This is a genomic window from Bogoriella caseilytica (genome assembly GCF_003752405.1).
Classification (GTDB): Bacteria; Actinomycetota; Actinomycetes; order Actinomycetales; family Actinomycetaceae; genus Allobogoriella; species Allobogoriella caseilytica.
Genome location: NZ_RKHK01000001.1, coordinates 1,048,203 through 1,065,314 on the forward strand (window position 1 = coordinate 1,048,203; position 17,112 = coordinate 1,065,314).

The window sequence follows — 17,112 nt, forward strand, 5'->3', positions numbered from 1 at the left end:
TGGGCGCGGCTGGGGCGACCTCGGGGACCAGAATCACGCCGAGGAGCTCACGGGGATGAAGATCCGCATGGCCGAGGGTTCACGTTCCGCCCACCGGTGGTACGGGATGAGCCGAAGGTCCACGGCCGGCCCTCCGGCGGAGGGCTCTGCGCCACCGGGCTGGGACTGGAAGGGGGGCGTGCCGTCGGGGTCGGAAGCGACCTGCACACGCCCGGCGGCGACCGCGCCGTCGGCCACGGCCCGCACCGGTGCCTCCGCATCGAGCCGGACATCTGCAAGATCGACTCCCTCGGGCAGGTCCGTCGACTCCAGGCAGAGCACCAGCGGGCCTCGCTCGATCGCGGCTGTGCCGCGCAGGCCATCGACGCGCGGATGGGGCCACGTCATCCGCGGCTCCAGCGGCAGCCGGAGAACGAGCTCCTCCCCGGGCTGGAACTCCCGTTCCACCATGGCCCAGCCCGGCTCGACCACGCTACGCGGCCCGCCCGCATCGGAGAGCGTGGCGCCTGTGGCCCAGCCGGGCACGCGCAATCGCAGGGCCACCGGGCGCGCCGGGGCCTCGCGGATCTCGATCCGCACCTCGCCGTCGCCGGGGTAGCTGGTGATGATCCCGAGTGCGAGCACCGCCCCATCGGCCAGGGCGAAGCGCCCCTCCCCCGCCGCGTACTGCAGCAGTGTGACGGCGTCATCCTCCACGGCCGCCGCATAGCTCTGCCAGGAGGCCAGGGTGCGCGCCACGTTCGTGGGGCAGCACGACACCTCGAACCACGGAGCACGCACCCCACCCTCTGCGCGGGGATTGACGCCCGAGGCCTCGACATCGCTGCCGGCCTCACGTTGCTGCAGGGGGTTCGCGTAGAAGAACGCCCGGCCGTCCGCACGCGGTGAAGTGGCGAGGACGTTGTAGAAGGTGCGCTCCATCAAGTCGGCGTACCGGGCCTCGCCAGTGGCCAGGAACAGCCGCCAGGAGACCATGATCGAGGCGATGCCCGCGCAGGTCTCGCAGTAGGCGCGATCGGCCGGCAGTTCCCAGTCCTCGCCGAAGCCCTCGTCCTGGTGCCGCGAGCCCATGCCGCCGGTGAGATACGTACGCCGCTCCACGGTTCGGGACCACTGCCGGCGTACTGCGTCGAGCAGCTCGTCATCGCCGGTGTCGACGGCGACGTCGAGGGCGCCCGCCGCCAGGTAGAGGGCGCGCACCGCATGCCCGCGCCACGCCTGCGCCTCGCGCACCGGGACGTCGTCCTGGAAGTAGGCCGCACTGAGCAGCGGGATGGGGCGCAGCGTTCCTCGCCCCCGGCGTTCGATGAAGAGCCTCGCCTGCTCGAGGTAGCGCGGTTCGCCCAGCAGTCTGCCGAACTCGGCGAGGCCGACCTCGATCTCCGGGTGGCCGCAGATCCCCTCTCGTGCTCCCGCACCGAACTCCCGGCACACATGATCGGCCGCACGCCGGGCGATCTCCACCAGGGGGTCACGCGGCCCGGTCACGCGGGCGCGGGCCACGGCCGCCTGCAGCAGATGCCCGAGGCAGTAGAGCTCGTGCCCCTCTTCGAGGTCGGAGTAGCGCGGTTGCTGACCGGCGTGCCCGAAGCACGTATTGAGGTAGCCGTCCTCGTCCTGGGCCGGGCCGATGCGCTCGACCAGCGCAACGAACATGGCCTCTGCCTCGGGAGAACCGCTGCGGCCCCGCTCCCACGCCAGCGCCTCCAGAAGCTTGTACACCTCGGAATCGGAGAACTGCCAGCCCGGCCGCTCCCTTGCCGTCTCGCCAGTGGCGACCCGGTCGAAGTTGGCGAGCCATCCGAGCCGTTCCATCCAGTCCAGGCAGTGCCCGAGCGTGGTGGTGGCGTTGGTCTGCTGCAAGCGCCCCCAGAAGCCCTCGGCCAGGCGGAACTCCGTCAGGCCGGCCCCACGCCGGGAGCCGCTCAGGGGTGCCACGGGGCGGGCCAGCAGGGCCGAGCCACCCGGCACGGCGTTGGTCGGGGGTGCGGAGGTGTCGGTCACGGGTGAGGTCCTTCGGGTTGGGGCACGCCGGCTACGTGGCAGCGCCAGGAGGCCGCGGTCAGTCCTTGACCGCACCGGCGGTGACACCGGCAGCGACATAGCGCTGTGCCATGACCAGCAGCACTGCTGCGGGGACCGAAGCGATCGCGGCGGTGGCCATGATTGCGTTCCACTGGGTGGTGTTGTTGCCGATGTAGTTGTAGATGCCCAGCGTGATGGGGATGAAGTTTCCGTTGCGGTTCAAGGTCGAGGCGAAGATGAAGTCCGACCAGGCCCACAGGAAGGCGAAGAGCGCGACCGTGAGGGTCGAGTTGCGGCTCATCGGCAGGACCACGGAGATGAACGACCGCCAGGCACTCGCCCCGTCCACCCGGGCTGCCTGCAGGATCTCCCGGGGCAGGCCGGACATGAAGGCGGTGTAGAGCAGCACGCCGAAGGGCACCGCGATCGTCGAGTTGGCCACGATCAGGCCGCCCACCGTATTGAGCAGGCCCAGGCGGACGTAGACGGCGTAGAAACCCATCGCCATCACCACCGCCGGGATCATCTGCGCCACCAGGAGCAGGAAGTTCAGGGAGCGGCGGCCACGGAGATTGAGCAGCGCGATCGAGTACCCCGCCGGCGCCGCGATCAACACGGTCAGCACCACGCACCCCAGCCCGATCACCAGGCTCGTGGCCAGGGCCGGAAGCTGCTGGCTCAGAGCCGCGGTGTAACCATCGAGGGTGAGGTCTCGCGGGTACCAGTGCGGAGGGTCGGCCCGGAGGTTGCGCGTCTCGGTCAGGGAGACGTTGATCATCCAGTAGACGGGAAAGAGCATCACCACCGTGAAGAGGACCCCCAGGGCCGTCTTCCACCAGCGTCGCTGAGTGGTCATGAGTTCTCCTGTCCGCGCTGCAGGCGCAAGTGGAGGAAGCCGAAGACCAGTGCGATGACGATCAGGACATTGCCAACGGCGGCGGCCAGGGAGAAGCTCGGCTGGCCGGTCCCGAAGGCCTCACGGTAGGACCACACCGCCAGGGTGGTCGACGAGGTTCCCGGCCCGCCGGTGGTCATCACCCAGATGACGTCGACCACCTTGAGGGTGTAGATCAGCCCGAGCAGGAGGGTGATCGCCGAGACCGGCTTGAGCAGCGGGAAGGTGATGCTCCAGAACTGCCGCCAGGGCCCGGCCCCGTCGAGCGAGGCGGCCTCGTAGACCTCCCCGGGGATGTTCTGCAGTCCCGAGTAGAGGATGACGAGGTTGAAGGGGATGCCGAGCCAGATGTTCGCGATGGTCACGGCCAGGAGTGAGGTGTCCGGTGAGGTGAGCCAGTTGATCTGCCCGATCCCGAAGCTCTGCAGCACAGAGTTCACGATCCCGTGGTCACTGTTGAGCATCCAGGACCAGGTCGAGGCCGAGACGATCAGGGGCAGCAGCCACGGCACGAGGAAGAGTGCACGGAGCAGGTTCGAGAGCGGGAAGTTCGCCCGGAAGAAGACCGCCAGTGCCAGTCCGAGGGAGAACTGGAAGATGATCGAGACGAACACGAAGAAGAGCGTGTTCGCCAGCGCCGTGCCGAAGGTACTGGAGGTGAAGAGCTCGACATAGTTCTGGATGCCGACGAACTCCGGGTCACCTTGGACGAAGGCGCGGATGGTGTAGTCGTGCACGCTCAGGTCGATGTTGCGCCACAGGGGGTAGGCGTAGAAGAGCACCAGATACACCAGCAGCGGCGCCGCGAATCCGAGGGCGGTCCACTGGCTGGCGCTCATCGTGCGCCGACGTGCTCTCCGCCGGGGCGGAGCGGCGGGAACTGGGGATCCGGCTCCCGCCGCGCGCCCTGACTCCCCGCGCTGACCGAGAGCGATCGGGGTGCTGGTCATGACTCGTCCTCGTCTCCGTGGGTCATTGAGCCGACGGTGCTGGGGCTTGGGGCCTCAGTTCGTGGCCGCCTCGGCCTCCGCCTGAGCGGCTTCCAGAGCCTCTTGAGCGGTGGCCGCCCCCGAGAGCGCGTTCTGGACCGCGGTCCACAGGGCCTCGGAGATGATCGGGTAGTCCGTACCGAGGTCATCGCTGGTGCGGCCCTTGGCGTTCTGCACCGCCTCGACCCACGGCTCCAGTTCCGGGTACTCCTCGAGCAGCTGGTCCTGGCCTTCCTGCGTGGGCGGGATGTAGTAGGCGAAGGTGGTGGCCGTCTCCACGAAGCCCTCGGGCGTCGTCATGCACTCGACAATCTGGCGCGTGACCTCGTAGCGGGACTCGTCGGACTGCACGGGAGCGACGATGAACTCGCCGCCCGTGGGTGCCGGCGCGACCCCGCCATCACGTGCCGGGAGCTGGACCACTCCGGTCTCGAACTCGGCGTCGGCGGCGCTGTTGACCTGCCAGGTGCCGTTCTCCACAAAGGCGAAACTGCCGGTGAGGAACTCCTCCCAGGTGGAGTTCTGCGAGTTGTTGATCACCGACTGCGGCGCATAGCCCTCGTCGAGCCAGCCCACCCACAGTTCGAGCGCCTCGATGGCTTCGGGTGAGTCGAGCTCCCTCAGGTCAGCGCCGGCGCCCCAGAACCAGGGCAGGAACTGGAAGGAGCCTTCCTCGGTCCCGATGCCGGCAAAGGTGATGCCGCGGTAACCGGCGTCATCCACCGAGGCGAGCGCCGCGGTGAGCGAGTCCCAGTCGGTGATCGACTCCGGGTCGACCCCGGCCTCCTCGAGGATCTCGGCGTTGTAGTAGAGCGAGAGGGTGTTCGCCCCGATCGGGATGCCGTAGGACTCACCGTCGAGGTCGCCCGCGGCGATGAGGTTCTCCTCGATCGCCGAGGTGTCGAGACCGAACTCATCGACCGTGGTGAGCATGCCGGTCTCCGCCAGGGTCGAGACCGCCGGGTTGTCGAGCAGGATGATGTCGGGGGAGACGCCCTCCTGCGCCGCGAGCAGCGCCTGGTTGGTCAGGCCGGTGGTGTCGTAGGCCGTCCGGTCGATCGTGACGCCGGCGTCCTCGCCGCACTGCTGTGCGCGCGCCTCCCAGTCGGAGCCGGACTCATGCTGGGGGTAGGGATCCCACCAGGTGAAGGTGCCTCCCTCGTGGGCCGAGCCGTTCGTGCCTTCGCCGGTGCCGCCGTTCTCTCCGGCACCACCGTTCGCACCATTGTCGTCGTCGTTGGCGCATGCGGCGAGCGACATCGTCGCCAGGACCGCCGCAGCGATCGCGGCCGTGGTCCTCGTAAACTTGTCCTGCATCTCGTCATTCCTCCTTGATTGACTGATGTCGGTGGTCGCCGTCTTGCCGGACGGCGGCCATCAGGGCCGGGGCGGGCTAGTACTGCCCCGGTCCTCCAGTTCTGGTGAGACGAACCGCACCACGTGCGGCTCCTTGGCGCCGTCGCTGGACTCGATGCGGCGCACGAGTTGCCTGACGGCCATCCGACCGAGGCGGTCGGGGGCGCTCTCGATGAACGAGAACGGAAGCGAGAAGGTCCGGGCGAACTCGTCGGAGTACCGGCCGATGACCGAGTAATCCTGCGGTGCACTGACGCCGCGCGCCTGCAGGACCGAGGGCAGGGCAGCGGCGGCGGCCTCATTGTTGAGGAGCAGCCCGGTGGCGCCGGGGTGAGTGTCGAGCAGCGCCGTCAGTTCGCGGCCGATCGCCGGCTGGCTGGAGGAGCCGTAGACCGCGTGGAGCTCCACCCCGCGCAACCGCGCCTGGCTGGCCGCGGCGTCGCGCAGACGCCAGACATAGGCGCCCCCGCGGATCACCACGTGTTCTGGCTGGGACACCAGGATCAGCTCGCGGTGCCCCAGGTCCGCCAGGGCGTCCACCATGACCCGGCCGGCCTCTTCGTAGTCGAGATCGAAGACGTCGAGCCCGGTGCAGTCCCCGGGCAGGCCGACCAGGGCGCCGGGCTGGGAAGTGGCACGCAGGATGGGAAGGCGGTCGTCGTCCTCCGCGACGTTGAGCAGCACGATCCCGTCCACCATGCGCGAGTCGGTCACGCGGCGCAGCGAGGCCGGCCCATCGGAGTCGGTGATCAGCAGGATGTCGTAGCCCAGTTCGCGGGCAGTGTCCGAGATGCCCAGCACGTACTGGAGCATCGCCGGGGCGAACTCGTCCTCGAAGAACTGGGCGAGGAGCCCGATGACCATCGTCTGGGAGGTCGCGAGTGCCCGCGCACCGGCATTGGGTGTGTATCCGAGTTCCGCGACCGCTGCCTCGACGCGCATCCGCACCTCGGGCGAGATCGACCGCTTCCCGGAGAGCGCGTAGGAGGCAGTGCTGCGCGATACGCCCGCCGTCTTTGCGACGTCTCCGATGGTGGCCACGGCTACTCCTTTGTCGAACCGGTTCACCACCGTAGTAACAGGAAGACCGAAAACTCAAGCCACCAGCAGGTCTCAGTTCTGCAACACGGCATATTTGGGTCGAACCGATTCGAAACGGTGGCCGTCCGGAATACGCCGCCTCGGCAGCGCGGCCCCCGCGCGCTTGTCTGCCGCCCGCGCCCCTCCGCGCGCTTGTCTGCGGTTCTGGCCCTGATAGGGGCCGGAACCGCAGACAAGTCACCCCGAGGCGGGTCGTGGGGCGGGGCTCAGCGCACGCGAAGCGCCAGGCGAGGGCCGCTCCGGGAGCCCGTCGGCGCTGAACGGGGCGCGTCAGGGCCAGCCGGGCGGTCTGCCTTGGCCCCATCCATGCCGCCGAACTGCGCTGGATCGATCTCGGGGCGGTCGACCACCACGGTCTGGCCGTCCTGGACCTCACCACCGAGCAGCAGGCGGGCCAGCGGGTCACCGATCTCGCGCTGCACCAGACGGCGCAGCGGCCGCGCACCGTAAGCCGGGTCGTAGCCTTCCAGGGCGAGCCACTCGCGGGCCGCCGTGGTGACCTCGAGCCGGATTCTGCGGTCGGCCAGGCGGGCAGCGAACCGGTCCACCTGCAGGTCCACGATCGTGCCGAGCTCGGCCACACTGAGCGCGTCGAAGACGACCACGTCATCGAGCCGGTTGAGGAACTCCGGCTTGAAGTGCGCACGCACCGCACGCATCACCCCGGAACGCTGTTCGGCCTCGGGCAGGGTCTGGTCCACCAGATACTGCGAGCCGAGGTTGGACGTCAGCACCAGGATCGTGTTGCGGAAGTCGACCGTGCGCCCCTGGCCGTCGGTGAGCCGGCCGTCGTCGAGCACCTGGAGCAGCAGGTCGAAGACCTCGGGGTGGGCCTTCTCCACCTCGTCGAGCAACACCACGGAGTAGGGGCGACGCCGCACCGCCTCGGTGAGCTGACCGCCCTCCTCGTAGCCCACATAACCCGGAGGTGCCCCCACCAGTCGAGCCACCGAGTGCTTCTCGCCGTACTCCGACATGTCGATGCGCACCACGGCGCGCTCGTCATCGAAGAGGTAGTCCGCCAGGGACTTCGCGAGTTCGGTCTTTCCCACCCCGGTGGGGCCGAGGAAGAGGAAGGAGCCCGTGGGCCGGTCCGGGTCGGCGACGCCGGCACGTGAACGGCGCACTGCGTCTGAGACCGAGCGCACGGCGTCGCGCTGGCCGATGAGGCGCTGGCCGAGCACATCCTCCATGTGCAGCAGCTTCTCGCTCTCGCCCTGCAGGAGGCGGCCCACTGGGATCCCGGTCCACGAGGCCACGACCTCGGCCACCTCATCGGCCGAGACCTTGTCCGCAATCATGGGCGGCTCCCCACCATTGGCACCCCCGGAACCGCCGGCAGCCTCGGCCGCCTCGGCCTCGGCGATGGCGCGCTCGACGGCGGGGATCTCGCCGTAGCGCAAGCGCCCGGCGTCCTCGTAGCGACCTTCGCGCTCAGCCCGGTCAGCCTCGGTGCGCAGGGCGTCCACCCGCTGCTTGAGGTCACCCACACGGTTGTGGCCGGCCTTCTCCGCCTCCCATCGCGCCGTGAGCCCGGCGAGTTCCTCCTGACGGTCGGCCAGGTCCGCGCGCAGACGCTCCAAGCGCTCCTGGGCGGCCTCGTCCGCATCCCCGCCGGCTTCGAGGAGGTAGGACTCCTCCATGGTCAGGCGCTCCACCTGCCGGCGCAGCACATCGATCTCCTCCGGCGATGAGTCGAGTTCCATGCGCAGTCTCGAGGCAGCTTCGTCCACGAGGTCGATGGCCTTGTCGGGCAGTTGGCGGCCGGTGATGTAGCGGTCCGAAAGGGCTGCTGCGGCCACCAGTGCGCCATCGGAGATCGTGACCTGGTGGTGGGCTTCGTACTTGGGCGCAATGCCGCGCAGGATGGCGACGGTGTCCTCCACAGACGGCTCACCGACGAAGACCTGCTGGAAGCGGCGTTCCAAGGCGGGATCCTTCTCCACGTGCTCACGGAACTCATCGAGCGTGGTGGCACCCACCAGGCGGAGCTCGCCACGAGCGAGCATGGGCTTGAGCATGTTGCCGGCGTCCATGGCGCCCTCACCGCCGGCGCCCGCACCGACCACGGTGTGCAGCTCGTCGATGAAGGTCACGATCTCACCGTCGGAGTCCTTGATCTCCTGCAGCACGGCCTTGAGCCGCTCCTCGAACTCGCCGCGGTACTTCGCACCCGCCACCATGGCCGCCAGGTCCAGGGCGATGAGGCGCTTGCCGCGCAGCGATTCGGGGACGTCACCATCGACCACGCGCTGGGCGAGCCCTTCGACCACGGCCGTCTTGCCGACGCCGGGCTCACCGATGAGCACCGGGTTGTTCTTGGTGCGCCGCGAGAGCACCTGGATCACGCGGCGGATCTCGGCGTCGCGGCCGATCACCGGGTCGAGCTTGCCCTCGCGGGCCGCGGCGGTGAGGTCCTGGCCGTACTTCTCCAGAGCCTGGTAGGTACCTTCGGGGTCGGCGGAGGTGACCTTCGCCGACCCCCGCACGCGGGGCAGCGCAGCATGCAGGGCGTCGCGTTCGGCGCCAGCGGCACGCAGCACCTCCCCGGCGGAGGAGGTGGAAGCGGCGAGTGCGAGCAGGAGGTGCTCGGTGGAGATGTACTGGTCCCCCAGGCTGGTGGCCTCGTTGCCGGCGTCATTGAGCACCTGGAGGGTGGCGCGAGAGGCCTGCGGCTGAGCCACAGCCGCACCCGAGGCGCCAGGCAGGGTGGCCAAGGCGGCTTCGGTGCGCTCGAGGATCGCGAGGCGGTCGGCGCCGACCGCCTCCACGAGCCCGCTGGCCACGCCCCCCTCGGCGTTCAGCAGCGCCTGGAGCAGATGGGCAGGTTCGAGATGGGGATTTCCGGCCGTGGCCGCAGCGCGCAGCCCAGCGGCGATCGCCTCTTGGGATCGGGTGGTCAAGTTGTCCATGCCAAGCCTCCTCAGTTGCGGCGCGCGGCGCCGGTGTCAGGTCTCTGATCAGGGAACCTCCACAGGGTTGAGTCTATTCCACTCAACTTCACGGTGGGCGCCTCGAGGTGGCCCAGGAGCGCCGGCATTGTGTGCTGACCGTGCCGCTCTCCGGGCCGCTGCAGCTCGTCGGATCGCCGATGTCGTGGCACGGGCAGCGTGCGGTGCGGCACTATGCCTGTATGACTCGTACGCGCAGGGGGATCGCCGCCGCGATCGCCGTACTCCTGACTGCCACGCTCTCCGGGTGCTTCCGCCTCCACATGGACGCCGAGACCACTCCGGAGGACACGGTCAACGCCGTGGTCATCGCGGCCGTCTCGGATGAGGTGCGTCAAGCGATGGATGCCACGTCCATGTTCGGGGATCTGGGAGATCTCTCTGAGATGCTCGGCGACTCGGCAGGCTTGATCGGAAGCATGGATCCGGCCGACATGCTGCCCCCCGCAACCTCGGAGGAGCCCTACTCCGCGGACGGTTACACCGGTTCGATCCTGACCTACGAGAACGTGCCCTTCGAGGACTTCTCCTTCGAGGGCTTCGAGATCTCTCGCGAGGGCGAGGAACACGTCGTACGGGGCCAGCTCGACCTGGGCGGCAGCGGTCTGAGCGATCTGACCGAGGGCATGCTCTCCGAGCTGACCGAGGGCCTACCCATTCCGGGCGGCATGCTCTCCGGACTCGGCGGAGGCGGGTACGACATCGAGATCTCCATGACCTTCCCTGGTCGCGTGGAACAGCACACCGGCGAGCTCGATGGCACCACCGTGACTTGGGAGGCGACTTCCAGCACCGAGATCTACGCGCGCGCCTCCGCCGATCCCGATACGGCACCGATGAACTGGACCTGGCTGATCTGGACGCTGGTGGTTCTGGCGGTGCTGGCGGTGGTCTTCTTCATTGTGCGCTGGGCCCAGGCCCGGCGACGCCAGCGAGCGGAACACGCGGCGCTCCACGGCCCGGAGGGCGCACCGCAGGCCGATTTTCCGGCCTCGCCCTACGAGAACAATCCCGGCTTCGCCCCGGCTCCGGGCGCCCCGGGGAGCCCCCAGCAATGGCCCGCTAGTGCGCCACCGCAGCCGGCGCCCGCTGGTGTGTCACCGTACCAAGCACAGCAGCAATGGCCCCAGCAAGCACCACAGGAGTGGCCACACGGTGCGCCGTCGCAGCCCATGGCCGATCACCCGCAGCAGGGCACCTCCCAGCAGCCTCCGGCCTCACCGGCACCTGCCGAGCCTGCCGGCCCGCCGCCCTCTGCCGGCACGCCGCCGACGAGTCCGTATCCGGACTACCCGACGGCGCCACCTTCACGCTGAACCGGGAGCGGGGACGCCGCGCGAGGAAGCCCTTGCGGAACCCGCCGCGCGCCGCGGGACCGGGCGAGCGCCGCGGGACCGGGCGAGCGCCGCGGGACCGGGCGAGCGCCGCGGGAGGAAGCCCTCGCTGAAACCGCCGCAGGAGCCAGGCTGGGCAGGCCTAGCCCGGGAGCGCGCCCGTGACGGAGACGGCCAGCGCCTCCTGCCGCGAGTCCAGATGCCGCAGCTGGACGACCACGGGTTGATCGGACTCCAGCGTCAAGCCGTAAGCGACGTCCAGCGGCACCGCTGCGGGATCGATGAGGTCGTTGATGCGCACATGCTTGACCCGGCGGGCGGCCACCTCGATGCGGTACGGACCCACCGGTTCCTGGTCGGTGTGCAGCACGGTGATTTCTGCGCAGGCGTCCTTCGCTCCGGGATTGAGCAGGCAGATCTCGTCGCGGCTGGTGAAGTCGGGCTCCAGACCGGTCGCAGCTGAGGGGATGTAGCCGGCCGAGAAGGCCCAGTGACGGCTCGCGTAGTTCGCGCTCATGCTCCTACCTCCAGTAGCTCACGCAGATAGTCGTTGAGCAGCACGCCGTCAGGGTCGAGACGCTCACGCCACTCCCGGAAGGTGTCCCACTCGGGGTACATGGCCCGCAGGTGCTCCCCGGTACGGGTGTGCTTCTTGCCCCAGTGCGGCCGGCCTCCGCCGTCGAGCAGGACCGGCTCCATGTCGTCGAAGTAGTCCTGGTACGGCAGCGTGGTGTTCTGCAGCAGCGCGATGGTCATGGTGTCGCGCTCGTAGCAGTTGGACAGGAGGGCGCGGTCCGGCGCCACGGTGCGCACCAGCACCCGCCAGCCCACGTTCGCGCGGTGGCGCTCCTTGACGCGCTCGCGCACCTGACGGAAGACGTCGAGGCCAGCGCGGCGATCGATCATGTACTCCATCTCGTCGAACTCGAGGGCGCGGTCGTTCGGGATGACCGCGTAGTTCGGGCCGCGTTCCTCCTTCTTCAGCCAGGTGTGCCGGCGCGGCATCTCCAGCCCACCGGCGAAGCCTGAGCTCTGTGGGCGTTCAGCCGGGTCGAGATCAGCGTTGTCCTCGGTCACCTCGTCCAGGACGCGCACCTGGGCAAGGTCGGAGCGGGGATACCAGTAGAAGTCGACATGCCGGTGCGAGCGGGCGAGGGCGTCGAAGTTCTCCAGCACCCAGTCGATGTGCGTGATCCAGTTGCGGCGATGGAGTTCGTAGGCCGGGCGGACCCGCATCGTGAGCGTGGTGAGGATGCCGAGCGTGCCGAGGGAGACCTGCGCCGCCCGCGTCAGCTCGTCCTCCTGGGCCTCGCGGACGCCGAGGCCGGCCTCGACTCCGAAAGTGCGGGTTTCACCGGATCCGGTGACCAGGGTGCCGCCCACCAGCGTGGAGGAGAGATTGCCGAGATTCTCGCCCGTGCCGTGCGTGCCGGTGCCCAGCGCGCCCGCAATGGCCTGATAGTCCACATCGCCCAGGTTCTCCATGCCCAGGCCGTGCTCGCCCAGCTCCGCGCCGAGGTCGGCCAGGCCGGTACCGGGAAGAACCCGCGCCAGGGCGACGTCGTCTCCGCCGCCTGGGCTCGCGCCACCGTCGCCGCCGTGCCGCGTCACCTCCTCGACGCCGGTGAGGTTGTCGAGCGAGATCAGCGTGTGCTCGGGGACCATGATCGGCGTCGAGGAGTGACCCGAACCGATGGGCCGCACTCCCCGCCCGGACTTCGCTGCTTTGCGGATCAGCGTGGCCACGTCGTCCGTGCTCCGCGGATGAGCAACCTCGTCCGGGGTGAAGGTCACTGACCCCGACCAGTTGCTCCAGGTGGCACCCATGGGTCTCCTCGCATTCTCGGGCCGTGAGCCCGGTCGCGTGCTGGTGTCTGCCCTCCACCCTCGCGGTGACTGCCGCGCCCCGCATCTCAGGGCTGGCCTCGATCTGCATCGCCTGGCCCTCCCGGTGGCCTGGCCCCTTCCCCGGTCACGCACATGGTGGGATAGATCCATGACGACCACGCCCGAGCAGACCACATCCACCGCGCCCGAGGATCAGTTCGCCTGGCTGGAGGAGGTGGAAGGAGAGGAGCAGCTCACCTGGGTGCGCGCGCGCAACACTGAGGCCGAGGAGCGCCTGCGGACCGGCCGTTTCGAGAGTGTCAGCGCCGAGATCCTCGAGGTTCTCGACTCCTCCGAGAAGATCCCGGCCGTGGTCCAGCGCGGGGAGTACCTCTACAACTTCTGGACCGATGCGGCCGCCGAGCGCGGGATCTGGCGCCGCACCACCTGGGAGTCGTACCGCACGGAACAGCCGGAGTGGGAGGTCCTCATCGACGTCGACGCCCTGGCTGCGGCCGAGGACGTGAACTGGGTGTGGCACGGCGCGGCGGTGCTCAAGCCTGCGCACAACCGGGCGCTGGTCTCCCTTTCCCGAGGTGGCGCCGATGCCGACATCACGCGCGAGTTCGACCTGGACACCAAGACCTGGGTGGAGGGCGGCTTCACCCGCGAGGAGTCCAAGGGCGGGATGAGCTGGGCGGATGAGAGCGGCAGCGCCGTCTTCATTTACACCGACTTCGGCGAAGGCTCGATGACGACGTCGGGCTACCCCCGCACGGTGCGTCGCTGGGAACGCGGCACGGCCCTGGAGGACGCCCCTGTCGTGTTCGAGGGCAAGCCCACCGACATGCTGGTCGGGGCCGGTCGCGACCAGAGCGCCGGCTTCGAACGCGACCTGGTCTTCCGGATGCGAGCCTTCTACGACTCCGAGACCTATCTGCGCGCCCCGGACGGCACACTCACCCAGCTCGACCTGCCGCGGTCGGCCGAACCGGACCTGCACCGCGAGTGGCTCGCCGTCGAGCTCCGTGAGGACTGGGAGGTCGGCGGAACGACCTACCCCGGCGGGTCCATGATCGCCATCGCGCTGGACGCATTCCTGGCGGGGGACCGTGACTTCACGGTGCTTTTCACACCCACCGACTCCACCTCCCTGGCCGGCACCACCTGGACCCGGCACCACCTGGTGCTCAACGTGCTCAGCGACGTCGTCAATCAGCTGGAGGTGCTCACTCCCCCGGCGCCCCCGGCAGAGCGCGGCGCCTCCGGGTCCGTGGCCGGCACCCGAGAGTGGCAGCGGCGCGCGCTCGACCTGGGCTCTCTCGACGTCCCCGCGATCGCCACGATCGCCGTCGGCGCGATCGACTCCGAGGAGTCGGACGCACTGTGGCTGACCACCACGGGCTTCGTGGAGCCGACCACGCTCTCGCGGCTGGAGCTGAGCGAGGGCGGGGAGGTCGTGGAGGTCGAGGCGCTGAAGGCCCTGCCGGCGTTCTTCGACGCCTCGGACATGAGCGTGGAGCAGCACTTCGCCACCTCGGCGGATGGCACTCAAGTGCCCTACTTCCAGGTCACCGGCGCCGGGGTGGACCGCACCGGGCCCGCTCCCACGCTGCTCTACGGCTACGGCGGCTTCGAGATCTCCTTGACGCCGTCGTACTCAGCCGGGGTGGGCCGGGCGTGGCTGGCGCGCGGCGGCGTCTACGTGCTGGCGAACATCCGCGGTGGCGGCGAGTACGGGCCGCGCTGGCACCAGGCGGCGCTGAAGGAGAAGCGCCACAAGGCCTACGAGGACTTCGCCGCCGTAGCCCGGGATCTGGTGACCCGTGGCGTCACCACGCCGGAGCGGCTCGGTACGCAGGGCGGCTCGAACGGCGGGCTGCTCATGGGGAACATGTACGCCCAGTACCCCGACCTCTTCGGGGCGGTCGTCTGCCAGGTGCCGCTGCTGGACATGAAGCGGTACAACCACCTGCTGGCCGGTGCGTCGTGGATGGCCGAGTACGGCGACCCCGACGAGGCCGAGCAGTGGGAGTTCATCCAGAAGTTCTCGCCGTATCACCTCATCGACGCTGGGCTCGAGGCTGGTGGCGAGTACCCACCGATCCTGTTCACCACCTCCACGCGCGATGACCGGGTGCACCCCGGCCACGCCCGGAAGATGGCGGCGAAGCTGCTCGAGGCGGGCCAGGACGTGACCTCCTACGAGAACATTGAGGGCGGCCACGGCGGCGCGGCCACCAACGCCCAGCGCGCCTTCATGAACGCGCTGGCATTCGAGTTCCTCTGGCAGCGGTTGGGCTGAGGCGGCAGAGAAGCTCGCGGCGGTCGCCGATCTCGTTGCTGTCCGGGGATGAGAGCAACGGATTCAGCCACTGAGGCAAGGGTAGGGTCGCGGGATGAGCCAGCGTGGTGCCAAGCGCGACGGGCGCAGCGACGCCGCCGAGCTGGATCTGCGAGCCCGTTGCGAGTGTTGCCGGATCGCCGATCGCCTCGACGGGGAGCAGAAGCTCTATGCGCTCGGCTCCGCGTGGCTCGTGAACGCCCGTGAGGGTCATTCGCGCCCAGCGGTCGTCGTCCAGACCCGAGAGCATCGAGCCAGCCTGTCCGAACTGACACCGCATGAACGCGCGGAGATGGGAGCAGCACTGACCGCCGCCTCCGGAGCTCTGGCAAGCGAAGCCGGCGTCGAGCAGGTGTACGTGAACCTCTGGAACGAAGGCGACCCCGCCCACGTGCATTTCCACGTGGTACCTCGCATGAGCGATGACGAGGCCAGGGGCCCCGAGCTCAGGGACGTCGAGACCACGACGGCGGAAGCGCTCGACGCCGAACGGGTCGCCAAGGGTGCGTCCCAGCAGTACGCGGAATCCAACCCCGCTGAGCCGAGCAAGCTCGTCCGTGGCGTGCGAAGAGTGTGTGACTGGTGGAATAAGTACCCCTCGCCCTACACACTCGTCTTCCGCCGGCTCTTCTCCCGTTCCGAGCCCGCCAGGGTCGCGACGCTTGCCAAGCTCGGGAAGCCCATCAAGCCCGCAAGGGGCGCGAAACGAACCCAGACGTTGTCCCTTCAGACGAAGGCCCGGCTGGACCCCGCCGAGATCATGGTGATGACCTTCCTCGGCCTGGGTGTCGTCGCCGCCATGGTGGGGGCATTGACGCCACCTACGGCGTGGTTCGGGTGGCTCGTCGGCATCGCCTTCTCGTATCGCGTGATCGACATGGCTCTCTGGGAGATCGGATTCCTCCTGACGATCGAGAGGTCACCGATTCGGAGCATCCCACGAGCGCTCGTACTGAAGATCGGCAACCTGGTGGAACTGGCAATCGGCCTCACTGCGCTCCGTGCGGCGTTCACCGGCGATGGCCTGCTCCACTCCATCCACTATGGAGCGAACGTCGTCCTCCCCCAGGCACAGAGCGCCGTCGATGCTGCGGACTCAGCAGCCTGGGGTGGCGACGTGTGGCTAGGGATCCTGGGCATCGTTGGAGCAGGCGTCGCACTCCTCATCATCTCGGGTGGGGTCGCCACGATGGTCGCCAAAGTCAGTGAGACCTTCTACGTGAGTCCGCGCGACAGTTCGGCGGGATGACCACCGTCTTCTTCGGTTGCTGAGGTCGTGGTGACGACTGCCCGAGGGCAACGAACGCCGCAACTCGATCCAGGTGCGGCACGGGTCCCGCGGCAGCGCGCCCGGCGGCCACGACGTCCCGCCCGGCCCGCGGCGCTCGGCTCAGAAGCCGTAGGTCAGCACCGGCGGGAGGGTGCCCCGGCGGAGCCGGTCGAAGACCTCGAGTTCGTGCGGCACCACCGGCTCCGGGAGCGCGTCGAGGGCGAACCACGCAATGCCGGCGGAGCGGTCCGGCTCCATGCGGGTCGGCTCCCCCGCCCAGCAGCGCACCCGGAAGAAGAAGTCGACCCGCTCATCAATCGCCAGGCCGTTTCCGGCGGTGCGGTGCATGGCGGTCAGTGGTTCCAGCTCCCCGGGCGCGATCTCCACACCGAGCTCCTCACGCGCTTCCCGCACCGCGGCGTCCAGCACCGACTCCCCCGCCTCGACATGCCCGGCGGCACCGCAGGCCCAGTGGTGACTCATGTAGCTGCCGCGGCGATCGGTGAGCAGCACCTTCCCCTGGTCATCGGTCAGGAGCAGGTAGGCGGCCGGGATCAACTGGAAGCGGTCGCTCATGGCAGCAGCCCTGCCCAGCCGCGAGCGATATCGACCAGCTCGACCCGCTCCAGGGCGTCGATCTCCTCGGGGAAGAACCACCCGACGTCGTCGGTCGTGCCGTCCTGCTCCACGGTGAGTGCCCCACCGGCCAGCGTCGCCCGGTAGACGATCCGGAGGGCATGCAGGGGGAACGCTCTGTCTGGGCTCAGTCGCTCCGAGGTAGGGATGACGAGGCTGTGGACGCCGAGCAGCTCGCCCAACTCCACCTCGTAACCGGTCTCTTCGCGGACCTCCCGGACCGCGGCGTCGGCCGGATGTTCACCCGGGTCGATCCCGCCACCCGGGAGCGTCCAACCGTGCTTGTGCTGTTCGCGCCAGTGGGGCAGCAGCATCCGTCCGTGGTCGAGAACAACGGCATAGGCAGCGACCCGGATATCCACCGGCGCAGCATCTCATGGCGCA

At 69.1% G+C, this 17,112-nt stretch carries 13 protein-coding genes; 3 read left to right on the forward strand and 10 right to left on the reverse strand.

Features of this window, described 5'->3' with window-relative positions; genetic code table 11:
- Nucleotides 1-33: 33 nt before the first annotated feature.
- The 6 genes from EDD31_RS04690 to clpB all read right to left on the reverse strand — a co-directional run bounded on the left by EDD31_RS04690 (nt 34) and on the right by clpB (nt 9,278).
- Nucleotides 34-2,004, reverse strand: coding sequence for a glycoside hydrolase family 127 protein (locus EDD31_RS04690; RefSeq protein WP_245990905.1), 1,971 nt, complete (start codon nt 2,002-2,004; stop codon nt 34-36).
- Between the two features lie 58 nt (nt 2,005-2,062).
- Complete coding sequence (locus EDD31_RS04695; protein WP_123303133.1) at nt 2,063-2,881, reverse strand: carbohydrate ABC transporter permease; 819 nt, start codon at nt 2,879-2,881, stop codon at nt 2,063-2,065.
- Entirely contained in the window at nt 2,878-3,870 is a 993-nt protein-coding gene (locus tag EDD31_RS04700) for a carbohydrate ABC transporter permease (RefSeq protein ID WP_123303134.1), read from the reverse strand. The genes EDD31_RS04695 and EDD31_RS04700 overlap by 4 nt, the downstream gene beginning before the upstream one ends.
- A gap of 54 nt (nt 3,871-3,924) precedes the next feature.
- Complete coding sequence (locus EDD31_RS04705; protein WP_245990908.1) at nt 3,925-5,226, reverse strand: sugar ABC transporter substrate-binding protein; 1,302 nt, start codon at nt 5,224-5,226, stop codon at nt 3,925-3,927.
- Between the two features lie 60 nt (nt 5,227-5,286).
- Nucleotides 5,287-6,306 carry a LacI family DNA-binding transcriptional regulator gene (locus tag EDD31_RS04710; protein WP_123303135.1) on the reverse strand — a complete coding sequence of 340 codons (1,020 nt, stop codon included), beginning with the start codon at nt 6,304-6,306 and terminating at the stop codon, nt 5,287-5,289.
- Nucleotides 6,307-6,572: 266 nt separating this feature from the next.
- On the reverse strand, nt 6,573-9,278 hold the full coding sequence (gene clpB, locus EDD31_RS04715) for an ATP-dependent chaperone ClpB (RefSeq protein WP_123303136.1): 2,706 nt from the start codon (nt 9,276-9,278) through the stop codon (nt 6,573-6,575).
- A gap of 221 nt (nt 9,279-9,499) precedes the next feature.
- On the opposite strand from clpB, the gene EDD31_RS04720 reads away from it, so the two are divergent.
- Nucleotides 9,500-10,633 (forward strand): LppM family (lipo)protein, encoded by a 1,134-nt coding sequence (locus EDD31_RS04720; protein WP_148058861.1) that lies wholly within the window; start codon nt 9,500-9,502, stop codon nt 10,631-10,633.
- A gap of 160 nt (nt 10,634-10,793) precedes the next feature.
- On the opposite strand, the gene EDD31_RS04725 is transcribed toward EDD31_RS04720, so the two are convergent.
- Complete coding sequence (locus EDD31_RS04725; RefSeq protein ID WP_123303138.1) at nt 10,794-11,168, reverse strand: sensory rhodopsin transducer; 375 nt, start codon at nt 11,166-11,168, stop codon at nt 10,794-10,796.
- The gene (locus tag EDD31_RS04730) at nt 11,165-12,478 is read right to left on the reverse strand and encodes a D-arabinono-1,4-lactone oxidase (protein ID WP_123303139.1); all 1,314 of its coding nucleotides are present in this window, start codon (nt 12,476-12,478) and stop codon (nt 11,165-11,167) included. Before EDD31_RS04730 ends, EDD31_RS04725 begins: the two co-directional genes overlap by 4 nt.
- A 169-nt stretch (nt 12,479-12,647) precedes the next feature.
- On the opposite strand from EDD31_RS04730, the gene EDD31_RS04735 reads away from it, so the two are divergent.
- Nucleotides 12,648-14,783, forward strand: a complete 2,136-nt coding sequence (locus tag EDD31_RS04735) for a prolyl oligopeptidase family serine peptidase (RefSeq protein WP_123303140.1) — start codon at nt 12,648-12,650, stop codon at nt 14,781-14,783.
- Nucleotides 14,784-14,877: 94 nt separating this feature from the next.
- Nucleotides 14,878-16,071, forward strand: coding sequence for an HIT family protein (locus EDD31_RS04740; RefSeq protein ID WP_123303141.1), 1,194 nt, complete (start codon nt 14,878-14,880; stop codon nt 16,069-16,071).
- A gap of 141 nt (nt 16,072-16,212) precedes the next feature.
- On the opposite strand, the gene EDD31_RS04745 is transcribed toward EDD31_RS04740, so the two are convergent.
- Both EDD31_RS04745 and EDD31_RS04750 read right to left on the reverse strand, forming a co-directional pair.
- Complete coding sequence (locus EDD31_RS04745) at nt 16,213-16,668, reverse strand: NUDIX hydrolase (RefSeq protein WP_123303142.1); 456 nt, start codon at nt 16,666-16,668, stop codon at nt 16,213-16,215.
- Nucleotides 16,665-17,090, reverse strand: coding sequence for an NUDIX hydrolase (locus EDD31_RS04750; protein WP_123303143.1), 426 nt, complete (start codon nt 17,088-17,090; stop codon nt 16,665-16,667). The genes EDD31_RS04745 and EDD31_RS04750 overlap by 4 nt, the downstream gene beginning before the upstream one ends.
- Nucleotides 17,091-17,112 lie beyond the last annotated feature (22 nt).